The sequence below is a fragment of the Ruminococcus sp. AF37-20 genome (genome assembly GCF_003460465.1).
In the GTDB taxonomy this organism is placed as follows: Bacteria; Bacillota; Clostridia; order Oscillospirales; family Ruminococcaceae; genus Hominimerdicola; species Hominimerdicola aceti.
The window spans coordinates 16370-36620 of record NZ_QTVE01000011.1 but is presented as its reverse complement, the minus strand read 5'-3'; the positions used below and the strand labels follow the sequence as shown (position 1 = coordinate 36620).

Sequence of the window (20251 nt, the reverse complement as noted above, 5' to 3'; positions counted from 1 at the left end):
AATGGCCTCCCATAAATATCTGTTGTTCAGATTATGGGAGGTCATAGTTATTTTATTCAGTTTCCGAAAAATTTTCTTGCAATATCTACCGACTCTTTTGCGTCTTTTGCATAATAGTCAGCGCCTATCTGCTCTGCATAGTCAGCCGTTACCACCGCACCGCCTACTATTATCTTGCAGTCAACATTGTTTTCACGAAGAAGCTTAACTGTATTTTCCATGCTCACAAGAGTTGTTGTCATAAGCGCAGAAAGACCGATAAGATGTACGTCATTTTCTATTGCACAATCAACTACTGTCTGATAGTCAACGTCCTTGCCAAGGTCAATAACGTCATAACCATAGTTTTCAAGAAGTACCTTTACAATGTTCTTGCCGATATCGTGGATATCGCCCTTTACTGTTGCAAGGATTATCTTGCCCTTAGAAACGCTTTTTTCACCCGTTGACAGAATGTAATTTTTTATTACCTCAAAGCAAGCCTGTGCAGTGCCTGCTGTCTGGATAAGCTGTGGCAGGAAAAGCCTGCCCTTTTCAAATTCTGCACCAGCCTTATCAAGTGCTGGGATAAGCATATCGTTGACAATGCTCATGGCTTCTGTTTCCTGCAAAAGCTTTGCAGTAAGGTCAGCTGCTTCCTTCTTCAGACCGTTTTCGATAGCATACGGCAAGTCTATCTCAGCTTTTGCGCCTGTTGCGGCAGGCGCAGTTTTTTTCTCGCCACCGTAGTGAGAAATAAAGTCAACAGAGTTTTTATCAATGTTTGTCAAAAGCTTGTAAGCACGAACAGTTGCCGTCATAGAATCAATATTAGGATTCATTATCGGCAGGTCAAGACCCTTTGTGAGCGCCATCATAAGAAAGTTGTGATTAACTATCTCTCTGCTAGGCAGACCAAAGCTGATATTCGATACACCGAGAACTGTTTTAAGTCCAAGCTCGTTCTTTACTCGTTCCACTGCATTTACTGTCTGCATAACATTTTCCTGCTCCGCAGAAGCGGTAAGAGTAAGACAATCTATATACACATCTTCTTTTCTAATGCCGTATTCAAGCGCCTTGTCAAGTATCTTTTTAGCAAGCTCAAATCTCTTGTCAGCACTCTTTGGTATGCCGTTTTCATCGAGAGTAAGACCTACCACAGCCGCACCATATTTCTTTACAAGAGGAAGAACATTTTCAATGGAGCTGTCCTCAGCGTTTACAGAATTTACGATAGGCTTGCCATTATAAGCCCTCAGAGCCGCTTCAAGCACCTCAGGTATAGTTGAATCCACCTGCAAAGGCACATCGACAACGCCCTGCAAAGACTTTACAGCCTTGACCATCATACTCTTTTCGTCGATTCCCGGCAGGCCAACATTTACATCAAGAATATCCGCACCTGCGTGTATCTGCTCGATAGCCTGACCAAGGATGTAGTCGATATCGTTTGCAAGCAGTGCTTCTTTAAAACGCTTCTTGCCAGTAGGATTGATACGCTCACCGATTATTCTTGGCTGGTCTATAACTACAGTATGTGTCGGTGAACAGCAAGCGGCAGGGATATCATTATGCACGCTGACGTGCTTCTTGCCTTTGAGCATTTCAGCCAGCTTTTTGATATACTCAGGGTTAGTTCCGCAGCAACCTCCAAGCACCTTAACTCCCAATGGGATAAGCTTTTCTGCAAACTCTGCAAAATCTTCAGGGGAACAGTTATATTCATTTGTAACAGGGTCAGGAAGTCCTGCATTAGGCTTTACTACAACAGGGAGATTTGTCCACTTGCAAAGCTCCTCCACAACAGGATAAAGCTCCTTTGGTCCTAATGAGCAGTTCACACCGATTGCGTCAACGCCCAGACCCTCCAAAGTCAAAACCATGGAGCTTATAGCAACGCCCGTAAATGTACGCATATTTTCCTCAAATGTCATTGTGCAGACTATAGGAAGATCGCTGTTTTCCTTTGCCGCAAGAACAGCCGCTTTAAGTTCATAGAGATCTGTCATTGTTTCAAAAACGATAAGGTCTGCGTCAGCTCCTGCAAGTATCTGCTCCTTATAAATATCGTAAGCTTCTTCAAAAGTGAGCGTTCCTGTTGGCTCTAGAAGCTGTCCGATAGGTCCGATATCAAGAGCAACAAGGGTATCAGTACCCTCACAGGCTTTTCTAGCATTTTTTATAGCCGCAGGGATAGCCTGCTGGACAGTATATCCGCACTTTTCAAGCTTGTGTCTGTTTGCACCGAAAGTGTTGGCGTAAACAATGTCTGAGCCTGCGTTTATATACTGGCGGTGTATGTCCACCAGCCAATCAGGCTTGTCTATGTTAAGGGCTTCAGGAGTGCCACCCATTTCAAGTCCCTTTGCCTGAAGCATCGTACCCATTGCTCCGTCAAGTACGACAAATTCTTTTGTTTTAAGTAATGTTCTAAAATCCACAATGATCTCCTCTTTTTCTGAATTGACAGACTTCCCTCATATTACAGCAGGAACAACCACGTCTGCCCCTTGATATTTCATTTTTTGACAATCCGATTATCGCCGTAACAGACTTTCTCGGCGTCAGAATATTATTTTCAGTTGCATTAAGCCCGATAAATTTCTGCGCATTGAGTACGTCAAGAAAAACTCTCTGCACGCTGATAGGCAGATCGCCATAACCAGGAGAAAACCTCCATGTCTGATTATATCCGCTGAGCTTTTCTTTCACAGTGTTGTCAACTATATCGCATACCTGCTCCACAGCAGCACTTGCAAGGCAATCCGCTATCATAGCTTTAGCCATATCCTCTGCTTCATAAGCACGAAGCTTTCTATCAACGCCCGAAGAAATAGTCGCTGCAAAAAGCACGCATTTACTGCACCCCTCAAGGTGTCTGCATATATCATTGCCGCCAAGAAACAACGGAGTACCGATGACCTCAACACCGTTCTCTTTATGAGCGACATCAAACACTCTGTACACAAATTTAGGCTCAATGACTTTCAAAAGCTCTTTTTCACATTCATCTATCAACAAAGCCGTGCGTTCGTCTGGCTTGTTATTGCCCATTCCCATATATCTCACGGCTTCTTTGACGTTTATATGTTCAAGTTTCAAATAATCACCTACCAATTGTTATTATACCACATTACTATGAATTTTACAACAATAAATAATAAATGTACGTTCACAAAAAAAGTCCCCGCAATCATCAGGGACTTTGTGTTACATATTGTCAGCGTCTTTGAGATACTGTTCAGCATTTTCAAGCATAAGCTCTGTGATATTTTCACCGCCCATTATCCTTGCTATCTCATACTTTCTCTGCTCATGGTCGAGAGTTCTAACAGTTGTAACTGTCCTGTCACCCTGTATATTTTTCTCAATAAGCAAATGATTATCCGCCATAACAGCCATTTGGGCAAGGTGGGTCACGCAAAGAACTTGTCTAAGGCGAGATATCTGTTTCAGCTTTATACCTATCTTCTGAGCCGCTCTGCCACTTACTCCTGTGTCTATCTCGTCAAATATCAGCGTGCCGATACTGTCCTTTTCTGCAATTACGTTTTTCAGTGCAAGCATTATTCTTGAAAGTTCACCGCCTGAAGCGATCTTCGCAATAGGCTTTGGCTCTTCGCCCAGGTTTGCAGAAATAAGAAACTCTATGCTATCCATGCCATTTATGGTGAGCTTGCCTGTTTTCTGCTTAACCACCAGCTTGACCTTTGGCATATTGAGAAATTCAAGCTCCTCTGTTACCTGAGAAACAAACCGCTCTCCTGCTTTTTTTCTATGGTCTGAAAGTGCTTTGGCTTTCTTTGATACCTCCGCAAGAAGTCTTTCCTTTTCTTTATTAAGCTCGTCTAAGCTCTGCTCTGCTCCGCTTAGTTCATCAAGCTCATTCTGTGAATTTTCAAGAGTAGTCAGTACATCATCAAGTTCAGGTCCATATTTCTTCATGATACGCCTGAGTTCATCAGAACGCTGATTAAGGTAATCATAACGTTTTGGGTCGATATCGAGGCTGTCAAGAAGTGAGCCTATCTCCTCGGAAATATCCTCCATTTCAATAGCCGCAGAACTAAGTCTGTCATATATAGGCGATATCTCAGTCATTATATCAGTATATCCCTCAACCGATTTTGAAGCTCTCTGCGTCATCTCCACTGCACCATCTGTGTCATCATCGCCCGAAAGAAGTTGTTTTGCCATATAAAGAGCCTCAGAGATTGCAACAGCATTTTTAGAGATGTTAAGCTCTGCTTCTATCTCTTTATCCTCGCCTTCATGAATGTTGAGCGCATTTATCTCCTCGACAATATCAGCAAGCTCAGCCATGCGAAACTCTTTTTTGCTTTGCTCAGTTTTTATCTTGTTTATCTTCTTTGCAATGCTTTGAAGCTCTCTGAAAGAACTGTGATAGTCTTCTATAAGAGCTTCCGATTCGGCATAGCTGTCAAGTATCTCTATATGACGTTCAGGAGCCATGAGTATCTGATTGTCGTGCTGTCCATGGATAGTTACAAGCGTTTCTCCGATAGCTTTAAGTACAGAAACGTTCACCGCTCTCGAGTTGACTCTTGCAACGCTTCCACCATCTGAACGTATCTCACGGGAAAGGAAAAGCTGTCCGTCTTCTGCGCTTATACCAAGCTCGTTTAGTACCTGCAAAACATTGTCCCCAATGTCAGTAAACAACGCTGAAATAACAGCCTTGTCCGTGCCTGTTCTCACAATATCCTTAGTGACACGCTGACCGAGGATAGCATTTATTCCATTTATAAGTATGGACTTACCTGCTCCCGTTTCGCCTGTGAAAACATTAAGCTTATCAGAAAAATCTATAGTTGCCTTTTCTATCACGGCAAGATTTTCAATATAAAGTTCACTTAACATTTTAGATCATTCCTCTGCTGTTTAAGAAATAATAAAGGATCTCAGTTCCTCTGCCATATGGGACGCATCTTTTTCTGTCCGCATAAGTATGAATATCGTGTCGTCACCTGCAAGCGTTCCCACAACATTGCCAAGCCCAAGCTTGTCAAGCTTTGCACACACTGCTTGTGCCATGCCCGTATGACATTTCACCACAACAGTGTTAAGCGCATGATCCACTGACACAACTGCGTCTGAAATTATACCAAAAATACCATTGTTTTGCTCTGCAATATCTTTTTTAAGTGCTGGCAGGCTGTATTTATAATTGCCGTCTGAACCAATAGTCTTTACAAGGGAAAGCTCTTTTATATCCCTTGAAACTGTTGCCTGAGTGACTTTCAGACCATGCCTTTTAAGCGCTTCACGAAGTTCCTCCTGAGTGCCGATATTTTCGTCTTTGACAATCTGCATTATCAAATTCTGACGCTGATTTTTCATATGCCGTCCTCCGCTGATTCCTTCAACGGCTGCATAAGCTTTTTGTTTATTGACGAGAAAAAGCTGCCGCCGCTTATATCTATGATTTCAACAAAATACTTTGACTTTGATACTATCACAGTGTCCTCTGCCGAAAGTCTGAAAACATTATTACCGTCAACGCTGACGATTGCGTGAGAGCCACTGTTAGTGTGACACTTGACTTTCATAACGCTGTCCTCTGAAAGTATCATAGATCTTGCAAAAAGCGAGTGAGCACATATCTGTGTGAACTCTATACACTTCATTTCAGGTTCGATTATAGGTCCGCCTGCTGACATTGAATAGGCTGTTGAGCCTGTGGCTGTAGAAAGTATAACGCCGTCTGCACGAAGTGAAGAAATAAGTCTGCCGTTTTTTGATACCTCAAAATCGGCTATCTTACAATCGTCAGCTTTTGTTACTGCAACGTCATTAAGCGCAGTATATGACTTATTTTCACTGCCACATTCGACATTTACGTTTAACATCATTCGGCGGCTGAGGGTATATTCTCCAGAAAAAAGCTTGTCCAGCAATTCAAGCTGTGAATGTTCAAGAGAGGCCATAAAACCGAGTCTGCCACAGTTAATGCCAAGTATAGGCTTCTCAAACTCACAGCCCTTAAGAGAGCATTTGAGTATCGTTCCGTCGCCACCGATCGCAATAATCATATCACACTGCTTTACACACTCGTCTTCGCTACAGAAAGTGATATCGAGCTTTCCGAAAACGTGCTTATAGCATCTATCCATAAAAAGTTTTGCACCATTTTTGCGCAGCCTTTCATATGTTGCGGTCGTATACTCAAAGCAATGAGTTTTATCAAGATTTGGATAAAGATAGATTTTCATAATATTACCACTCTTGCGTTTAGTCTTTGAAGCTATCAAAAGCTTCGTTCACAAATTCTTTTATATTGAGCTGACCAAGCTTGTCAGCCGTCATGTCAGCGTTTTTAAGTAGAATAAGATATTCAAGATTGCCGTCGCCGCCCTTAACAGGTGAAATTGTTATCTTTTCAGCCGCAAGCCCCTCTGCTCGAAAACAGCCAAGAAGCTCAGTTATCACTCTCACATGGTCTTTACGATCTTTGACGATACCCTTTTTATTGAGAGCCTGCTTGCCAGCCTCAAACTGAGGTTTTATAAGAAGAACCATTTCACCGCCATCACAAAGACAATCGCAAAGGGATTTTATAACAAGTTTTAGAGAAATAAACGAAAGGTCACCACTTATGAACTGCACAGGTCTGTCAAAAAAATTCGCTGTCAGATATCGTGCATTCACGCCCTCACAGTTTTTCAACCTGCTGTCATTGCACAAACTTTCATCAAGCTGTCCGTGACCCACGTCCACTGCATAGACAAATTCTGCGCCATGTTCAAGCATACACTGAGTAAATCCCCCGGTTGAAGCACCGATATCTGCACAAACTTTTCCTGACAAGTCAAGCCCGAAAACATCGCAGGCGTGTTCAAGCTTAAGTCCGCCCCTGCCGACAAACTTCATATCGTCAGGCCTACATTTCACCCCGTCGTTCTCATCAACCAATATAGAAGGCTTGACGCAGACCTTGCCGTTTACCGACACAAATCCATTTTTTATAAGCTGCTTGGCACGTTCTCGGCTTTTTACGCCGCAGTTCGTAACTATATACACATCAAGTCTTTCACTCATCTTTTAAAAAGCCCTCAACTGTATCAGCCATTTTCTCTGCTGAAAAACCAAGCTCGTCAAGTAGCACATCACATTTTCCGTGCTTCACGAAACCGTCAATAGCAAACTGTGCCACATTTGGGCAGATAGAAGCATACTTCTCTGAAATACTTCCACAGTAATAAGCTTCCTCAAAGAACAGCACTGCATCGTAGGCTGACATTATATCAACCACCTCATTGTCTATAGGGAAAATATTCACGAGCTTAATAACATCGCACTTTATATCACGATTTCTGAGTATTTCTATAGCTGTAAAAAGATCATTTGCAAGCCTGCCATATGTAACAAGCAGAACCTTTGCGCCCTCTATATGACGATAAACGTAAGTTGAAACAGGATCAGATGTATCATACAGCGATTGATCCCTGCCCCTTGGATATCTCACAGCACAAATGCCACTGTCGTCCTCAACAGCCTTATGCAGGCACAGCCTGAGTTCGTCATAATTAGACGGAGAGTATATCCTCATATTTGGCACAGAGGTAAGAAAAGAAACATCAAAAATTCCCTGATGTGTTTCACCATCATCACCGACTATACCTGCGCGGTCAACACATATAACTGCATGATAGCCTACTATTGCCATATCATGGATAAGTTGGTCGTATGACCTTTGCAAAAACGATGAGTACACCGCAAAAACAGGTACATAGTTCATAGAAGCAAGACCAGCACAGAAAGTAACTGCGTGTTCTTCGGCAATGCCTACATCAAAGAAGCGTTCAGGAAAACGCTTCGCAAAATACTGAAGCCCCGTGCCGTATTTCATTGCCGCAGTGACTGCACAAAGACGCTTATTCTTTTCTCCCATTTCACAAAGCTCTTTTCCCATTATAGAAGAAAAGCTGTCAGAAAGTACGACGTCGGGATTGCCAGTTTTTATCTCAAAGGAGCCAACCCCGTGAAACTCTCCTGGGTTAGCTTCTGCAGGAGCATATCCCTTGCCTTTTATAGTATTCACATGAACAAAAACAGGCTTGTTTACTGCCTTTGCAGCCATAAGTCCCTGTTCAAGTTCTTCAAGATTGTGTCCGTCGATAGGTCCAATATAGTGAAAGCCAAGATCTTCAAACATGGTGCTGTGAAGTATCATGTTCTTGACCGCATTTTTGGAGTTACGAACGGCATTTTTCACAGGTTTACCTATAACAGGCGTCTTATCAAGCATTCTCTCTACTCTGCCCTTTGTGCGCTGATAGCTCTCTTTTGTACGCATGGAGGAAAGATATTTTGCCATTCCGCCAACATTTTTTGAGATAGACATTTCATTGTAGTTGAGAATAACTATGATATTTGTATCACTTTTGCCTGCATTGTTAAGTCCCTCGTAAAGCTCGCCACCTGTCGAAGCACCGTCACCGACTACAGCTATAGCATGGTGAGTTTTATCACCACTCAGCTTCATTGCTGTGGCGATCCCAAGCGCCGCAGAAACAGACGTAGAGCTGTGGCCACTTATAAAAGCATCATGCACTGACTCGTCAGGTCTGCAAAAACCCGAAATACCGTTTTCCTGTCTGAGAGTTTTAAACTCTTTGAGTCTACCAGTAAGTATTTTATGTGTATATGCCTGATGACCAACGTCCCAGACGATTTTATCTTTAGGTGATTCAAAAACTCTGTGGATAGCCATTGTAAGCTCCACCGTACCAAGATTTGACGCAAGATGACCGCCGTTTTTTGAAACCGTATCTATAAGAATTTTCCTTATATCACCGCAAAGCTCCTCACACTGTGCAGTGGAAAGCTTTTTCAGGTCGGCAGGCAAATTCATTTTATAAATATCAGGCTTTTTTATTTCCGACATTATATCTAGATCTCCAATCTTTTTATCAACTTCTTCTTGTAAGCATATCAGATGTAAGCTCTGTGAGGAAAACGCTGTCCTCAAAATATTTAAGATGACCCAGTGCTTGAACTGTCAGTTGTTTTGCTATCTGTTCTGACTTGTCAAGTCCAAGGAGGGATACATATGTGTTTTTATGCTGTTCGCTGTCACTGCCGATAGGCTTGCCAAGCTCCTCAAAAGTGCCTGTTACGTCAAGGATATCGTCAACTATCTGAAATGCTCTGCCCATTGCCTGAGCATAGTCTGCCGCAAAGGGGATAGCCTCAAGCTTATTGCCGAGAATAACGCCCATTACGCAGGCAGCCTCGATAAGTGCGCCTGTTTTGCAGGTCTGCAAAATATTCAGTGTATCAACATCTATTTCTTTATTTTCATATTTAAGGTCTATCACCTGACCGCCTATCATGCCGTCAGTGCCAACCGCCCTTGCCAGAACAGAGATAAGCATAACAGCCTTGTCGGCAGATATAACGCCGTTCATGGCACTGTTGGCAATTACTTCAAAAGCAAGGGTGTTCAGTGCGTCGCCTGCAAGGAGTGCGATATTCTCAGGAAAAGCTTTATGACATGAGGGCTTTCCACGTCTGTAATCATCATCGTCCATACAAGGCAGATCGTCGTGTATAAGAGAAAAAGTGTGTATAAGTTCAATAGAACAAGCTATCTCTGCATACTTTTCAGGCTGACGCTCACCGCACATACGGCAAAATTCAAGCATAAGCACAGGTCTGAGCCTTTTGCCCCCTGCCTGCAAAGAATACTCCATAGCCTCAACTACCTGACCCTGAAGCTCAGGCTTTGAGTGGGTAAGCTCCAGCAGTTTATTATCTATAAGTTTCACATAATAATCAAGTGTGGCTTTGTTCATATCATTCATCGCTATTATCTCCGTTCATAGCCTTTACGGAAAGCTTTGCACTTTCAAGGCTTTTTTTGCAGTCAACCGACAGATCTATCCCCTCTTTATAAAGTTCCAAAGCTTTCTCAAGAGGAAGCTTGTCATTTTCAAGCTGACCAACTATATCATTAAGTCTTGTAAGATTTTCTTCAAAAGTCATTTTAAACAGCCTTTCATTTGACAAATGTTATTTTAGCAGATACACTGCCGTCTGACAGCTTTATGTTTACCTCGTCGTCAACGTTCAGCATTGATACACTATCGACAACGCTTTCGTCTTTCTGAACGATAGCATATCCCCTACCCAGAATATTGAACGGACTAAGCATATTCAGGAAAGAAACATATCCGTCAAGCTTAACTGACAGCTTTTCAAACCTGCGTTCCATGATCTGCGACAGCCTTTTTTCAAGGTCGCACACTGCTTTTTCGCTCTGCTCTAATCTCTTTTCAGGAGAATATAATTTCAAAAGCTTATCACAGCTTTCTATCTGTGACACAGCCTTATCAAGTTTAAGCTTCATAGCCTTGTCAAGCTTTTGCCTTAAAAGCCTCACAGCATTAAGTATATCCGCCTTGTCAGGGGTAGCAATCTCAGCCGCTGCTGACGGAGTTGGCGCACGCATATCTGCGGCATAGTCTGCAAGCGTGGAGTCAGTTTCGTGACCTACAGCCGATATCACAGGTGTATTGCAGGCGTAAACAGCCAGCGCCACCGCCTCGTCATTGAACACCATAAGATCTTCGCTAGAGCCACCGCCACGAGCTAAAATTATGGTATCTGCACCGCTTTTATCAGCCGCTGAAAGTGCTTTGCATATAGTTTGTGCTGCCGCCGTACCCTGCACCTGCGCAGGATAAACTTCGATATTGCACACAGGGTAACGCCTTTCAGCTATATGTATTATATCCTGCAAAGCCGCCGCAGTAAGCGACGTAACAACAGCTATCTTCTTTGGAACAAGGGGTATTTTCTTTTTTTTGTTCACATCAAATACGCCCATTTTTTCAAGCTTTTTCTTGGTCTGTTCGAGCTGAACGTGCATAACGCCCACACCAAGAGTTGCTATCTCCGTAGCTATTATCTGATAAACGCCGTCACGCTCATAGACCTCTATATTGCCCATAACAAGCACGCTCATGCCGTCCTCAGGCACAAATTTAAGCCTTGAAACACTGCTTGAAAACATAACAGCTTTAAGTGCAGAACTGCTGTCCTTTACTGTAAAATAGGCATGACCTGATTTGTAATGTATATTAAAATTGGATATCTCGCCCTTGACGGCAATGCCTTTCAGCTTAAGGTCAGACCGCAGTTTTGAAGCAAGATATCTGTTTAGCTGAGAAACAGTGATAACTGAACTCATATTTTGATCTTCCCTTTCCTGATCGCAGCATAGACCGCAACGCCCACTGCGTTATCACTTGAAAACTCAGGCTCAGCAAAGCTGCCGTACTTTTCAAGCTTGCTTTTTATAAAGCGATTAGACATCACACCGCCTGCATATATAATAGGTATATCCTTATACTCATGGCGAAGATTAACTGTCATTTTCTCCACCGCAAGGCACACACAATCAATACAGTATGCCGCAACATCAGCCACCGAACAGCTCTCGTCTATAAGCTTCATGCACTGATTTTCTATTCCAGAAAGTGAACAATAAAGCCCGTCAACTGATGCTTTTGGCTTTATTTTATGTTCGCTTTCAGACGCAAGCCTTTCAAGCTCTTTACCACATGGAAAAGACAGCCCAAGCCTTACGCCTGTTCTGTCTATGGCTTGTCCGCCTTTAAGATCACGGCTTCCGCCGATCTGAGTTATATTTATCAGCTTAGCCTTGTCAGGCTCGCACAAAAGAAGATCTGTAGTGCCACCGCTGACGTGAAAAGCCGCAAAAGGCTTATCAGAACTGAGCATATCCAGCTTTCCGCAGGAATAAAGTACCGCAAGTATATGTCCCACCTGATGCGAAGTCTTTTCAAGGTCAGCTCCACAGGAAAGTGACACAGCTTGTGCAACATTTTCTCCAACAAGGAAGCAAGGCATATACGACCCCTCTGCACACCTTGGTGCATAAGAATACCCAACTGCACTTATGTCATACTTTTTATCAAAAAGCTGTTTCATAAGTTCTGGAAGCTGTTTCGTATGGTGAAACACAGCATCGGATTGTCTTAGTCCTCGCTCTCCCTGCTTGACAGGAAGAAGTTTTTTGCATGACCTGACGCTCATATCCGCAGTATCAATCAGTGCACATGAAGTGGTATAATTGCTTGTGTCTATTCCGAGTACAAAACTCACTGCTTTTCCTCTTGTTCCTTTGCAAATGAGCCAAGCACACCGTTTACAAATGAAACGTCAGGCTCGAGGGCATATTTTCCCGCAAGAGCCACAGCCTCACTTATGGCAACGTTCACAGGAACGTTCTCCTCATATATTGCCTCGTAAATAGCAAGTCTGAGTATTGCAAGATTTATCTTAGGTATTCTTTCAACAGTTCTCTTGTTGCTGAACTTGCTGATTATGCTGCCGATCTCGTCCTGCTTTTCGCAAACATTTTCCACGAGCTTTTTAACTTCATCATTTACGATGATCTCGTTCACTTCCATGGCAGACATGAAAATATCGTCAAGCTCCTCGTCCTGTCTAAACATTTTCTCAAATATCAGCAAAAATGCTGATTCTCTTATTTCACGCCTTTTAATTGGCACAAAAACACTTCCTTCATCTTATATTTGTCTGAATCCTATTCCTTTTCCGAAAGGTCAACTCCGCATATGGTCACATTTACCTTTGCAACTGTAAGTCCGAGCATATTCTGAACTGCACTTTTTACTTTATCCTGTATCTCCTCGGCAACGGAAACCGCCTTAGCTCCACGGCAAAGTATTATACCTATAGACACTGACAGCACATCGTCAACAAGGCCTATCCTGATATTGCCGAAATTTTCCTGTCTAAACCAGAGCTGACGTGGAGTCTTCATAACAGGAGCAATACCATAAACGCCCTCTATCTCATTAACAGAGTTTGTAACGATCTGCGCTATAACGTCCTGACTTATGTGCAGGCTTTTTTCTACTTTCTTTGAAACATCATTCATATTTATCCAAGCCTCCCTTTTTAGATATAAAAAAGAAATCCTTCAATCTATACTTACAACCATTATATCATAAAAATCAATAGGTTACAAGTATTTTGAAGGACTTTTTTTATTTGCTGACAAATTTTATTCTACATCATAAATTCTGATGTTTTCATTTGCAACTGAAACTTCGCTAAGGAGGATATCTTTTATCTGTGCCGCTTCGCTTGCAACAAGCCCGTCGCTGTCGGTCTTTACAACGATATTTGCGTTGTCACCGTCAAGATAAACAACACAGTCCTCAAAGCCTGCTGCTTTCACGAGTGTCTCTACCTTGCTCTCCGACTCCATGAGCCCTGTCATGGCTGAAGCTTCTTCTTCAGCGACTTTCTTTTCTTCCTCTGTGGAATCGCCGCCGTTCATTATATTCTTTAATGTTTCTACCGCCTCGTCCCTTGAATTCATTCTGTCTATTCTTGCCTGTGCAAAATAATCTGAAGTACTGTCAGTGCTTACGAGCTGTGCGTCGCCGTAATTCACGCTTTGACTTTTCACAACGTCCGTCGCCTTTATCTTGCCGTCTGAGGTCGATACTGCATAATTTATGTATACTGCAAGACCGAGTATCAGCGTCATTCCTGCAAGGATTATCTGCTTTTTGCCTATTATCATGGTCGGTTTTTTCATCTTTATTACCTCTTTCTGTTATTTTCTGCCCTCAACGCAGATCTTACTGCTTGATATACCTAGTACTGTCGAAACTGCTTTAAGCACACGTTCGTTTACTTTTATATCTCCACCTCCTTCGCAAACAATGACAACGCCGCATATCTGCGGTTTTATTATTTTTCTGACCAAAGCCTCCTTTTTGCCGTCATTATCAGTTATTACTATCTCGTTTTCATATCTGTCGCTTGTTCTGTCACCATTATTGTCTGTGCTTTTGGTAAGATTTTCGGCATAAACATATTCGGTAGTTCCCTCAACTGTCACCATTACCTCGCACTCGCCAACTCCCCTGACTTGAGAAAGAACATCTTTAAGCTCTTTTTCTATCTGCTTTTTGTAGCTGTCCGTATCATCAGTGGCAACGCTTTCCGTGGGAACGCTCTTGCTCTCTGCCGTATTTTTAGCAGGAAACATCTCAGAAACAAATATAAGCAATATTCCTGCAAGACCTACGGCTATCACTATCTTCGTTTTCATAGGAAGCTTTTTAAGAGCCTTTATTTTCCCTTCAACTTTACTTTTCAGCAACGTTTATTCCTCCTGCACGATAACTTGAGTATCAGGCAGATCTTCTGCAATAAGCTTTTCAACAAGCACTCTGTCGTTTGTTTTAGTCAGATATACCCTTACCGTTGTTATCTCTATTTCATTATATTCATTTATATCTGTGGTTATGTCCACTCTGACGTTTTCTATGCCATTCTTATTCAGCTTATCCAAAAAATATTCTTCAAGCCTGCTTTCGGATTCGGACAGATAATAAAGTTTCGTCGCTGTTGAAACGCTGTCAAACTCAGGCAGATCTGCAAGCTCTGTATATTCGCTTAGGGTGACTTTGAAGCCATGTCCCATTACAGGCGTTATGACCGCAAGCAAAAGTATCACAGCAAGCACTGATCTAAGTTGTTTTTTCAAAGTTCCCTCAGGTGTGGCAATATCCGTCATAGAAGTTATCACGCCTATAATGCAGGCAATAAATATCACTGCTTTAACTGTATTCATTTTAAGCTCCTGTGTTCATGGCTGTCATTATTACAACTGATGTGGAAATAACGAACATTATAGAATAAGCCGCAAGGATGCTCACACCAATTGATAAAACCGAGTTTATGCTTTTAAGAAGTCCACCACTGTTGCTTATGCCAAAAATATCGTTTATGATCGCACCTATCCACACTGCAAGTTTTACTGCAAGAAGCGTAAGCAAAGGTTTCGCAACTATCACAGACATTATTATAACGCCTATCACGCCGACGCTTGTTCTTATTACGCCTATACTTCCCTTTACCGCTGAATAAGCTTCAGAGACCGAGCCGCCTATGACAGGTATAAAGCTTGAAGCCGCAAATTTAACGGCTCTTGCGGAGAGATTATCAGCCGCCGCTCCTGCAAAGCTTTGAATAGATAACAGCCCTGTAAAAAGGGTCATCACAATGCCAAGCACCCATATGACCAGCTTTTTCACCGACTCTGCAAGGCTTCCAAGGTCAAGAGATGGGTTTATTGCAGAAACAAGGGTCACTGCAAGCACTGCCGACAAAAACGGAACAAGTATCGTATCTGCCAATATACCTGCGCTTTCACATATTATCAGCATAACGCCGTAATAGCCTGCTCCTGCCGCCGCACTACCGCCTGCTGTCGCCACGCTTGAAAATATGGGTATGTAGGACATCATGAATCTGTTCATTTGTTCCATGGAAGTCTTTACAGAATAAAGACTGTCGGTGACAGTATCGCTTATAACAAGCACTGTGGTAAGAACACATATTAGCGTGAATACCTTGTCCACTGTACCCTCGGCTGACATTGACCTTACCAACACGCAGAGCATAGTGGCGGCTGTTATTTTCCCAAGCATTATAAGAGGGCTTCGCAAAGCGGCGGTAAAGCTTTCGAAAATATGCTTTATCACATCAGAAGCGCTTATATTTGCGGCAGAAGACGGATCTTCCAAATTAATGTTATTATCTTTAAGTACATATTTTACATCTTCATCACCCTCAAAAGACAGTCCCTCGTTTATTTCGCTTATGAGCCTGTCATAATATTCATTGTTCTGTTCATCACTGTCTGCATATACTCCCTGTGGTACAAACATGACCGCAAGGACTATGATGACAGTGGCAATTATTTTTTTCATATGTTAATCCTATATAAGCAATGCTTTTACTATTTCTACAAATGCTTTGAAAAGCGGCAGCGATACCGAAAGCATTGCAAGCTTTCCTGCCAAAGTGACCTGTGACGCAAGTGTGTTTTCTCCGCAGTCCTTACAATAATCAGATGCAAGCTGTACGATATAGCATATACCAAGTGACTTGAACAGTATGGTAAGATACATATTGTCAATGCCTGACAGAGTGAAAAGTTCCTCAAATACAGAGATAAGATCTTTCACAAATGCCACCGAATGAAAAAGCACCAGTGCCGCCGCCGCAAGCACAGCCGCATATTTTATTTCACGACTGTCTTTCTCAATGGCTTTGCACACTATGGTTGAGAAAATACAAAAGCACGCTATTGTAAATATTTTCATTAATACAATCCAAACACTTCTTTTATCGTTTCAAATAGATTTCCGATCTGCCTTACTATCATAAGCAGAACGACAATAAGCCCTGCAAGAGTTGTCATCATTGCCTGCTCGTCACGCTCCGCTCGTTTCAGCAAGAGATTTAACACGGCAACGATAATTCCTATGGCAGCGATTTTGAAAATAAGATCTATGTCCATAAAATTTTGTTCCCTTCATTATGGTTATCCTTTGCTATGGCTATATTAGCATAATAGCGATAAAAGCCCCGCTGAGAACGCCCAAAGCCCTGCATAGCCGCACCTGTGAGGTGAAATTCTCTGAAAGTCTGCTTATCTGCTCGTCAAGTGTGGCAAGGCTCATGGAAATGTATGCAAGCTGTCCATTTGTGTCTGTTGTACCGAGTTTTTCAAAAAAATCTATAGCGGTCTGCCTGATTTCATTGTCAAAAAGCTTTGACTTATATATATCCTCGGTTATTCTTCTGCGGACATCAGGCGAAGAGGTATCTTGCGACAAAAATGTAAAGTCAGAATAATCCTTCTGCAAGCTAAGCTTTAAGATAATTTCCCCGAAAGTCATTCCACCCTCAACCATTGCCCTTGTTTCAAATATCAACCGTCTGAGAAGCTTGAGATATTTCATTTGCCGTATCTTGTCCGTCGCCATTGCACAGCCCATTTGTGTGCAGGCGGATATAATCAGCACACAGCCTATTAGCTTTATCATTTCATGCTCCTGTTTTTGTAAATGATACCAGCCTGCCACACATTGTTCCTGTGCCAAGCACCGCAAGTGCGTCGAAAGCCTTGTCTTTTATAAGTTTTGAGATATAACGCCGCTTTTTAAGCTCATCAAGACTTGAAGAATGGCATGAAGCAATAAGCTTCACTCCTGAGTTGAGCGCATACTGCAAAGCTTCGTTGTCCTCAGAAGAACCTATCTCGTCGCATATGAGTATTTGCGGTGACATGACCTTGACAGCCGTCATTATGCCCTCATATTTGTTGTAGGAATTGAACACGTCCGTCATTGCACCTATAAGATTTTGCGGCTCACCTGCCACTGTTGCGGCAAACTCGTTTCGCTCGTCTATAAGCGCAACACGCCAGCGTTCGCCAAGCTTTCTTGAAAGATCACGAAGCACTGTAGTTTTTCCTCCCGAGGGCGGTGAAGCTATAAGCAGGCTCATTGGTTTGTCAGAAAAGCATTTTGTATATATCTCGTCTGAACTGCCTATCATTTCACGAGCTATCCTTATATTAAGAGAAGATATATTTTTTACCGACTCCACGGCATAACTCCTTGCAGGATCAAGAACGGCAGTTCCGCAGAAGCCTACTCTGCACCCTCCTGAAACCGTTATGTAGCCTCTTGCTATCTCACGGTGAAAACTGTGAAGAGAGTTCTGAAATGCTCGCTGATAGATAGTTTCAATATCCTCTGTGGTAACTTGAACGCTATCCCCGATATTGTTCATTAGTCTGCCGTTATCATTAACGAAATACTCTTTTGAGAATATGGTAACAGACAGCCGTCTACCTCTGCGAAGCCTTATTTCCTGTATCCTGTCACGCTCTATTTCTGGCACTGACATAATTGCTCCCCTTATGCGAGGGGTGAGCAGTTCATAAACGTATTTTAACTTGCTGACTTCTCTTATCATTTTTTCACGCTCCTTTTGACTTGTCCTATGAAATAACTATGCTGTGAGCCTGCATTTTAGTACAAGATATTTGTATTCTCCTACATACGCAGATATCCATTATTGTATTTAATTATCACGCAAAATGCTTGAAATACTGTTGTATTTGTGATATAATGTTAATGCAATATGCACAAATATTGTGAAGATAAAAGAAACATACAAAACAAAGGAGAAAATTATGAACAACAGCTTAACTGAAGAACAGGTAAAAGTACTGAATATGTCACAAAGCGTGATAAATGAGGTAAGAAAGGTCATTATCGGCAAGGACGAGATAATCATAAAAGTCCTGCTGTCCATACTTGCAGGCGGTCATATCCTTATTGAGGATATTCCGGGAGTAGGAAAGACCACTCTTGCCGTGGCTCTTTCAAAGGCGCTTTCACTTGACTATAAAAGACTACAATTCACACCTGATGTTTTGCCAACGGACGTGACAGGTTTTACCATACTAAATAAAGAAACACACAAGTTTGAATATAAGCAGGGTGCAGCACTCACAAATCTTTTTCTTGCAGACGAGATAAACAGAACCTCAAGTAAGACGCAGTCTGCGCTTCTTGAAGTAATGGAGGAGGGCAAGGTAACTGTGGACGGTATCACACATAAAATGCCTGACCCTTATATCGTTATCGCAACGCAAAACCCGGTTGGCTCTATAGGCACGCAAATGCTCCCTGAGTCGCAAATGGACAGATTTATCGTAAGGCTTACAATGGGTTATCCTAATCTTGAAAGCGAAGTTGCAATGCTAAAATCCAAGCAAAATCTCGTGCCTGTGGATAATGTAATGCCTGTGGTTTCTGCGGAGGATATCCTTCAGGCAAGGAAAGTTGTGGAAAATATTTATGTTTCAGATCAGGTTTTCCAGTATATCGTTATGCTTGCAAATGCAACCAGAAACAATGAATATATAAAGCTGGGCCTTTCACCTAGAGGAACTATCGCACTGCTCAGAATGACAAAGGCGACAGCGCTTCTTAAGGGCAGAGATTATGTTATCCCCGATGACGTTATATACAGCTTCAAGGACGTTGTTCTTCACAGACTTGTGTTCAGCTCAAAGGCAAAGATAAACGGCTTCACAGGAGAACAGATACTCAAAGGAGTTATTTCCTCAGTTCAGGTTCCTAGAGTTAGCAAGTAACGGAGGAGCAAATGCTGGTTTTATATATAATATTATTTATCGCCTCTATTTTCTTCTATATATTATATGTGGGTAGCTTCTCTTTTTATCTCTTTGCATTTTTGCTTGTCATGCCTATAATTTTATTCGTCATGCTCAAAAAAATGTCAAAGAAAATAAGCGTTGGTTTTGTGAACACTCAGAAAACCGCGGGCAGATCGTCAAAGATACCTGTTGTGCTGAGATTGCAAAACCGCTCAAAGCTGCCTGTTGCCAATATGATTATAGAGATAGAATATTACAATACTCTTGACGGCGACAAAAATACAATGAAGATAAATACTCCACTTTATCCTGATGATGTTCAGTATCTTACCTTGCACGTTTCTGCAAAGCATTATGGCACAGTGCGCATGAACATAAAACGCTGCCGCATTGTGGATATGCTGAAGCTTTTCAAGGTAAAGGTAAGCACCGATGCCGCTTCGCAGCTTTTCAGCGAAAGCACTTTCACTATAGTACCTGACTATATACCTATCGAAAACAACATTGCGAATTATGCTGAAATGGGTCTTGAAACCGATGATTATTCCAAGACATCAAAGGGCGATGATCCCTCAGAGATTTTTGATATACACGAATATCATGATGGTGACAAAATAAACAGGATACACTGGAAGCTTACTGCAAAGCAGGATAAGACCATGGTCAAGGATTACTCTCTGCCAATATCAAACTCTATCGTGCTTATGGCGGATCTCAACCTTGATACAAATACAGACGATTATATGCTCGTATATGATACTCTTGTAGAGGCTATAGCGTCTATATCCTATTATCTCATAGAAAATGACACTCCTCATAAGGTAGTGTGGTATGATAAAAAGAAAGATTTGAGCGAAGTAGTGAACGTTACAGACGAAGAAAGTGCAAGGCTGCTTATAAGTCTGCTGTTGCAGGCTTCTGTTTATGATGAGCCTGACCTGTCTATGATAAATTACATCAATGAGCCTGAGAGATATAAATGCGGTCACTTGATGTATTTTTCTCCCGCATATAACAGCAATCTCAGCGGCGTTATGAACGATAACGATCTGGCGTTCCGCTATTCCTATATGCTTATCACAAACAAAAAGAAAGACGACGTTATAAACGATGAGTTTGCAGAGGTCGTGAACGTTACTGCAAAACACGTTGCCGAAAGCATACAGGAAATATGTCTATAAAGGTGAC

At 42.1% G+C, this 20251-nt stretch carries 23 protein-coding genes; 2 read left to right on the top strand and 21 right to left on the bottom strand.

Annotation, left to right across the window (positions count from 1 at the left end; all coding sequences use genetic code 11):
- Positions 1–56: 56 nt before the first annotated feature.
- From DW015_RS08565 to DW015_RS08465, 21 genes are all read right to left on the bottom strand, one after another.
- Positions 57–2423, bottom strand: a complete 2367-nt coding sequence (locus DW015_RS08565) for a homocysteine S-methyltransferase family protein (RefSeq protein ID WP_117905342.1) — start codon at positions 2421–2423, stop codon at positions 57–59.
- The gene (locus tag DW015_RS08560; protein WP_242993255.1) at positions 2413–3084 is read right to left on the bottom strand and encodes a vitamin B12 dependent-methionine synthase activation domain-containing protein; all 672 of its coding nucleotides are present in this window, start codon (positions 3082–3084) and stop codon (positions 2413–2415) included. Before DW015_RS08560 ends, DW015_RS08565 begins: the two co-directional genes overlap by 11 nt.
- Positions 3085–3192: 108 nt before the next feature.
- Positions 3193–4863 (bottom strand): DNA repair protein RecN, encoded by a 1671-nt coding sequence (recN, locus tag DW015_RS08555; protein WP_117905341.1) that lies wholly within the window; start codon positions 4861–4863, stop codon positions 3193–3195.
- 21 nt (positions 4864–4884) lie between these two features.
- Positions 4885–5343 carry an arginine repressor gene (gene argR / locus DW015_RS08550; RefSeq protein ID WP_117905340.1) on the bottom strand — a complete coding sequence of 153 codons (459 nt, stop codon included), beginning with the start codon at positions 5341–5343 and terminating at the stop codon, positions 4885–4887.
- A complete protein-coding gene (locus DW015_RS08545; RefSeq protein WP_117905339.1) occupies positions 5340–6215 on the bottom strand; it encodes an NAD(+)/NADH kinase in 876 nt (291 codons plus the stop codon). The genes argR and DW015_RS08545 overlap by 4 nt, the downstream gene beginning before the upstream one ends.
- 19 nt (positions 6216–6234) lie before the next feature.
- Positions 6235–7041 (bottom strand): TlyA family RNA methyltransferase, encoded by an 807-nt coding sequence (locus tag DW015_RS08540; protein ID WP_117905338.1) that lies wholly within the window; start codon positions 7039–7041, stop codon positions 6235–6237.
- Positions 7034–8890: a 1-deoxy-D-xylulose-5-phosphate synthase gene (gene dxs, locus DW015_RS08535; protein ID WP_117905337.1), complete on the bottom strand. Its 1857-nt coding sequence runs from the start codon at positions 8888–8890 to the stop codon at positions 7034–7036. Before dxs ends, DW015_RS08540 begins: the two co-directional genes overlap by 8 nt.
- A gap of 25 nt (positions 8891–8915) precedes the next feature.
- Positions 8916–9809 (bottom strand): polyprenyl synthetase family protein, encoded by an 894-nt coding sequence (locus DW015_RS08530; protein WP_117905336.1) that lies wholly within the window; start codon positions 9807–9809, stop codon positions 8916–8918.
- A complete protein-coding gene (xseB, locus tag DW015_RS08525; RefSeq protein WP_117857305.1) occupies positions 9802–9990 on the bottom strand; it encodes an exodeoxyribonuclease VII small subunit in 189 nt (62 codons plus the stop codon). Before xseB ends, DW015_RS08530 begins: the two co-directional genes overlap by 8 nt.
- A gap of 13 nt (positions 9991–10003) precedes the next feature.
- Positions 10004–11197, bottom strand: a complete 1194-nt coding sequence (gene xseA, locus DW015_RS08520; RefSeq protein WP_117905335.1) for an exodeoxyribonuclease VII large subunit — start codon at positions 11195–11197, stop codon at positions 10004–10006.
- Positions 11194–12135, bottom strand: a complete 942-nt coding sequence (locus DW015_RS08515; RefSeq protein ID WP_117905334.1) for a peptidase M22 — start codon at positions 12133–12135, stop codon at positions 11194–11196. Before DW015_RS08515 ends, xseA begins: the two co-directional genes overlap by 4 nt.
- Complete coding sequence (gene nusB / locus DW015_RS08510) at positions 12132–12545, bottom strand: transcription antitermination factor NusB (RefSeq protein ID WP_242993254.1); 414 nt, start codon at positions 12543–12545, stop codon at positions 12132–12134. The genes DW015_RS08515 and nusB overlap by 4 nt, the downstream gene beginning before the upstream one ends.
- Before the next feature lie 35 nt (positions 12546–12580).
- Positions 12581–12937 (bottom strand): Asp23/Gls24 family envelope stress response protein, encoded by a 357-nt coding sequence (locus DW015_RS08505; RefSeq protein ID WP_022286850.1) that lies wholly within the window; start codon positions 12935–12937, stop codon positions 12581–12583.
- A 126-nt stretch (positions 12938–13063) separates the two neighbouring features.
- A complete protein-coding gene (locus DW015_RS08500; protein ID WP_038671921.1) occupies positions 13064–13606 on the bottom strand; it encodes a SpoIIIAH-like family protein in 543 nt (180 codons plus the stop codon).
- A gap of 18 nt (positions 13607–13624) precedes the next feature.
- Positions 13625–14176 (bottom strand): stage III sporulation protein AG, encoded by a 552-nt coding sequence (locus DW015_RS08495; RefSeq protein ID WP_242988947.1) that lies wholly within the window; start codon positions 14174–14176, stop codon positions 13625–13627.
- A 3-nt stretch (positions 14177–14179) separates the two neighbouring features.
- Positions 14180–14650, bottom strand: coding sequence for a stage III sporulation protein AF (locus DW015_RS08490; protein ID WP_117905333.1), 471 nt, complete (start codon positions 14648–14650; stop codon positions 14180–14182).
- Between the two features lies 1 nt (position 14651).
- Positions 14652–15791 carry a hypothetical protein gene (locus DW015_RS08485; protein WP_117905332.1) on the bottom strand — a complete coding sequence of 380 codons (1140 nt, stop codon included), beginning with the start codon at positions 15789–15791 and terminating at the stop codon, positions 14652–14654.
- Positions 15792–15800: 9 nt separating this feature from the next.
- Positions 15801–16187, bottom strand: coding sequence for a stage III sporulation AC/AD family protein (locus DW015_RS08480; RefSeq protein ID WP_117905331.1), 387 nt, complete (start codon positions 16185–16187; stop codon positions 15801–15803).
- The gene (gene spoIIIAC, locus DW015_RS08475; protein WP_022286844.1) at positions 16187–16384 is read right to left on the bottom strand and encodes a stage III sporulation protein AC; all 198 of its coding nucleotides are present in this window, start codon (positions 16382–16384) and stop codon (positions 16187–16189) included. Before spoIIIAC ends, DW015_RS08480 begins: the two co-directional genes overlap by 1 nt.
- A 40-nt stretch (positions 16385–16424) precedes the next feature.
- A complete protein-coding gene (locus tag DW015_RS08470) occupies positions 16425–16913 on the bottom strand; it encodes a stage III sporulation protein AB (RefSeq protein ID WP_117905330.1) in 489 nt (162 codons plus the stop codon).
- Position 16914: 1 nt separating this feature from the next.
- Entirely contained in the window at positions 16915–17850 is a 936-nt protein-coding gene (locus DW015_RS08465; RefSeq protein WP_117905329.1) for a stage III sporulation protein AA, read from the bottom strand.
- A gap of 220 nt (positions 17851–18070) precedes the next feature.
- On the opposite strand from DW015_RS08465, the gene DW015_RS08460 reads away from it, so the two are divergent.
- Positions 18071–19039 (top strand): MoxR family ATPase, encoded by a 969-nt coding sequence (locus DW015_RS08460; RefSeq protein ID WP_117905328.1) that lies wholly within the window; start codon positions 18071–18073, stop codon positions 19037–19039.
- Positions 19040–19182: 143 nt separating this feature from the next.
- Positions 19183–20244 (top strand): DUF58 domain-containing protein, encoded by a 1062-nt coding sequence (locus DW015_RS08455; protein ID WP_242993253.1) that lies wholly within the window; start codon positions 19183–19185, stop codon positions 20242–20244.
- Positions 20245–20251: the final 7 nt, after the last annotated feature.

Coding starts and splice junctions, on each gene's coding strand:
- dxs (WP_117905337.1), bottom strand. CDS start 8,890: ATGTCGGAAATAAAAAAGCCTGATATTTATAAAATGAATTTGCCTGCC.
- argR (WP_117905340.1), bottom strand. CDS start 5,343: ATGAAAAATCAGCGTCAGAATTTGATAATGCAGATTGTCAAAGACGAA.
- xseA (WP_117905335.1), bottom strand. CDS start 11,197: ATGAGTTCAGTTATCACTGTTTCTCAGCTAAACAGATATCTTGCTTCA.
- recN (WP_117905341.1), bottom strand. CDS start 4,863: ATGTTAAGTGAACTTTATATTGAAAATCTTGCCGTGATAGAAAAGGCA.
- DW015_RS08540 (WP_117905338.1), bottom strand. CDS start 7,041: ATGAGTGAAAGACTTGATGTGTATATAGTTACGAACTGCGGCGTAAAA.
- DW015_RS08545 (WP_117905339.1), bottom strand. CDS start 6,215: ATGAAAATCTATCTTTATCCAAATCTTGATAAAACTCATTGCTTTGAG.
- DW015_RS08465 (WP_117905329.1), bottom strand. CDS start 17,850: ATGATAAGAGAAGTCAGCAAGTTAAAATACGTTTATGAACTGCTCACC.
- DW015_RS08530 (WP_117905336.1), bottom strand. CDS start 9,809: ATGAATGATATGAACAAAGCCACACTTGATTATTATGTGAAACTTATA.
- DW015_RS08485 (WP_117905332.1), bottom strand. CDS start 15,791: ATGAAAAAAATAATTGCCACTGTCATCATAGTCCTTGCGGTCATGTTT.
- DW015_RS08460 (WP_117905328.1), top strand. CDS start 18,071: ATGAACAACAGCTTAACTGAAGAACAGGTAAAAGTACTGAATATGTCA.
- DW015_RS08490 (WP_117905333.1), bottom strand. CDS start 14,650: ATGAATACAGTTAAAGCAGTGATATTTATTGCCTGCATTATAGGCGTG.
- DW015_RS08505 (WP_022286850.1), bottom strand. CDS start 12,937: ATGAATGATGTTTCAAAGAAAGTAGAAAAAAGCCTGCACATAAGTCAG.
- DW015_RS08455 (WP_242993253.1), top strand. CDS start 19,183: ATGTCAAAGAAAATAAGCGTTGGTTTTGTGAACACTCAGAAAACCGCG.
- DW015_RS08480 (WP_117905331.1), bottom strand. CDS start 16,187: ATGAAAATATTTACAATAGCGTGCTTTTGTATTTTCTCAACCATAGTG.
- spoIIIAC (WP_022286844.1), bottom strand. CDS start 16,384: ATGGACATAGATCTTATTTTCAAAATCGCTGCCATAGGAATTATCGTT.
- DW015_RS08500 (WP_038671921.1), bottom strand. CDS start 13,606: ATGAAAAAACCGACCATGATAATAGGCAAAAAGCAGATAATCCTTGCA.
- xseB (WP_117857305.1), bottom strand. CDS start 9,990: ATGACTTTTGAAGAAAATCTTACAAGACTTAATGATATAGTTGGTCAG.
- DW015_RS08470 (WP_117905330.1), bottom strand. CDS start 16,913: ATGATAAAGCTAATAGGCTGTGTGCTGATTATATCCGCCTGCACACAA.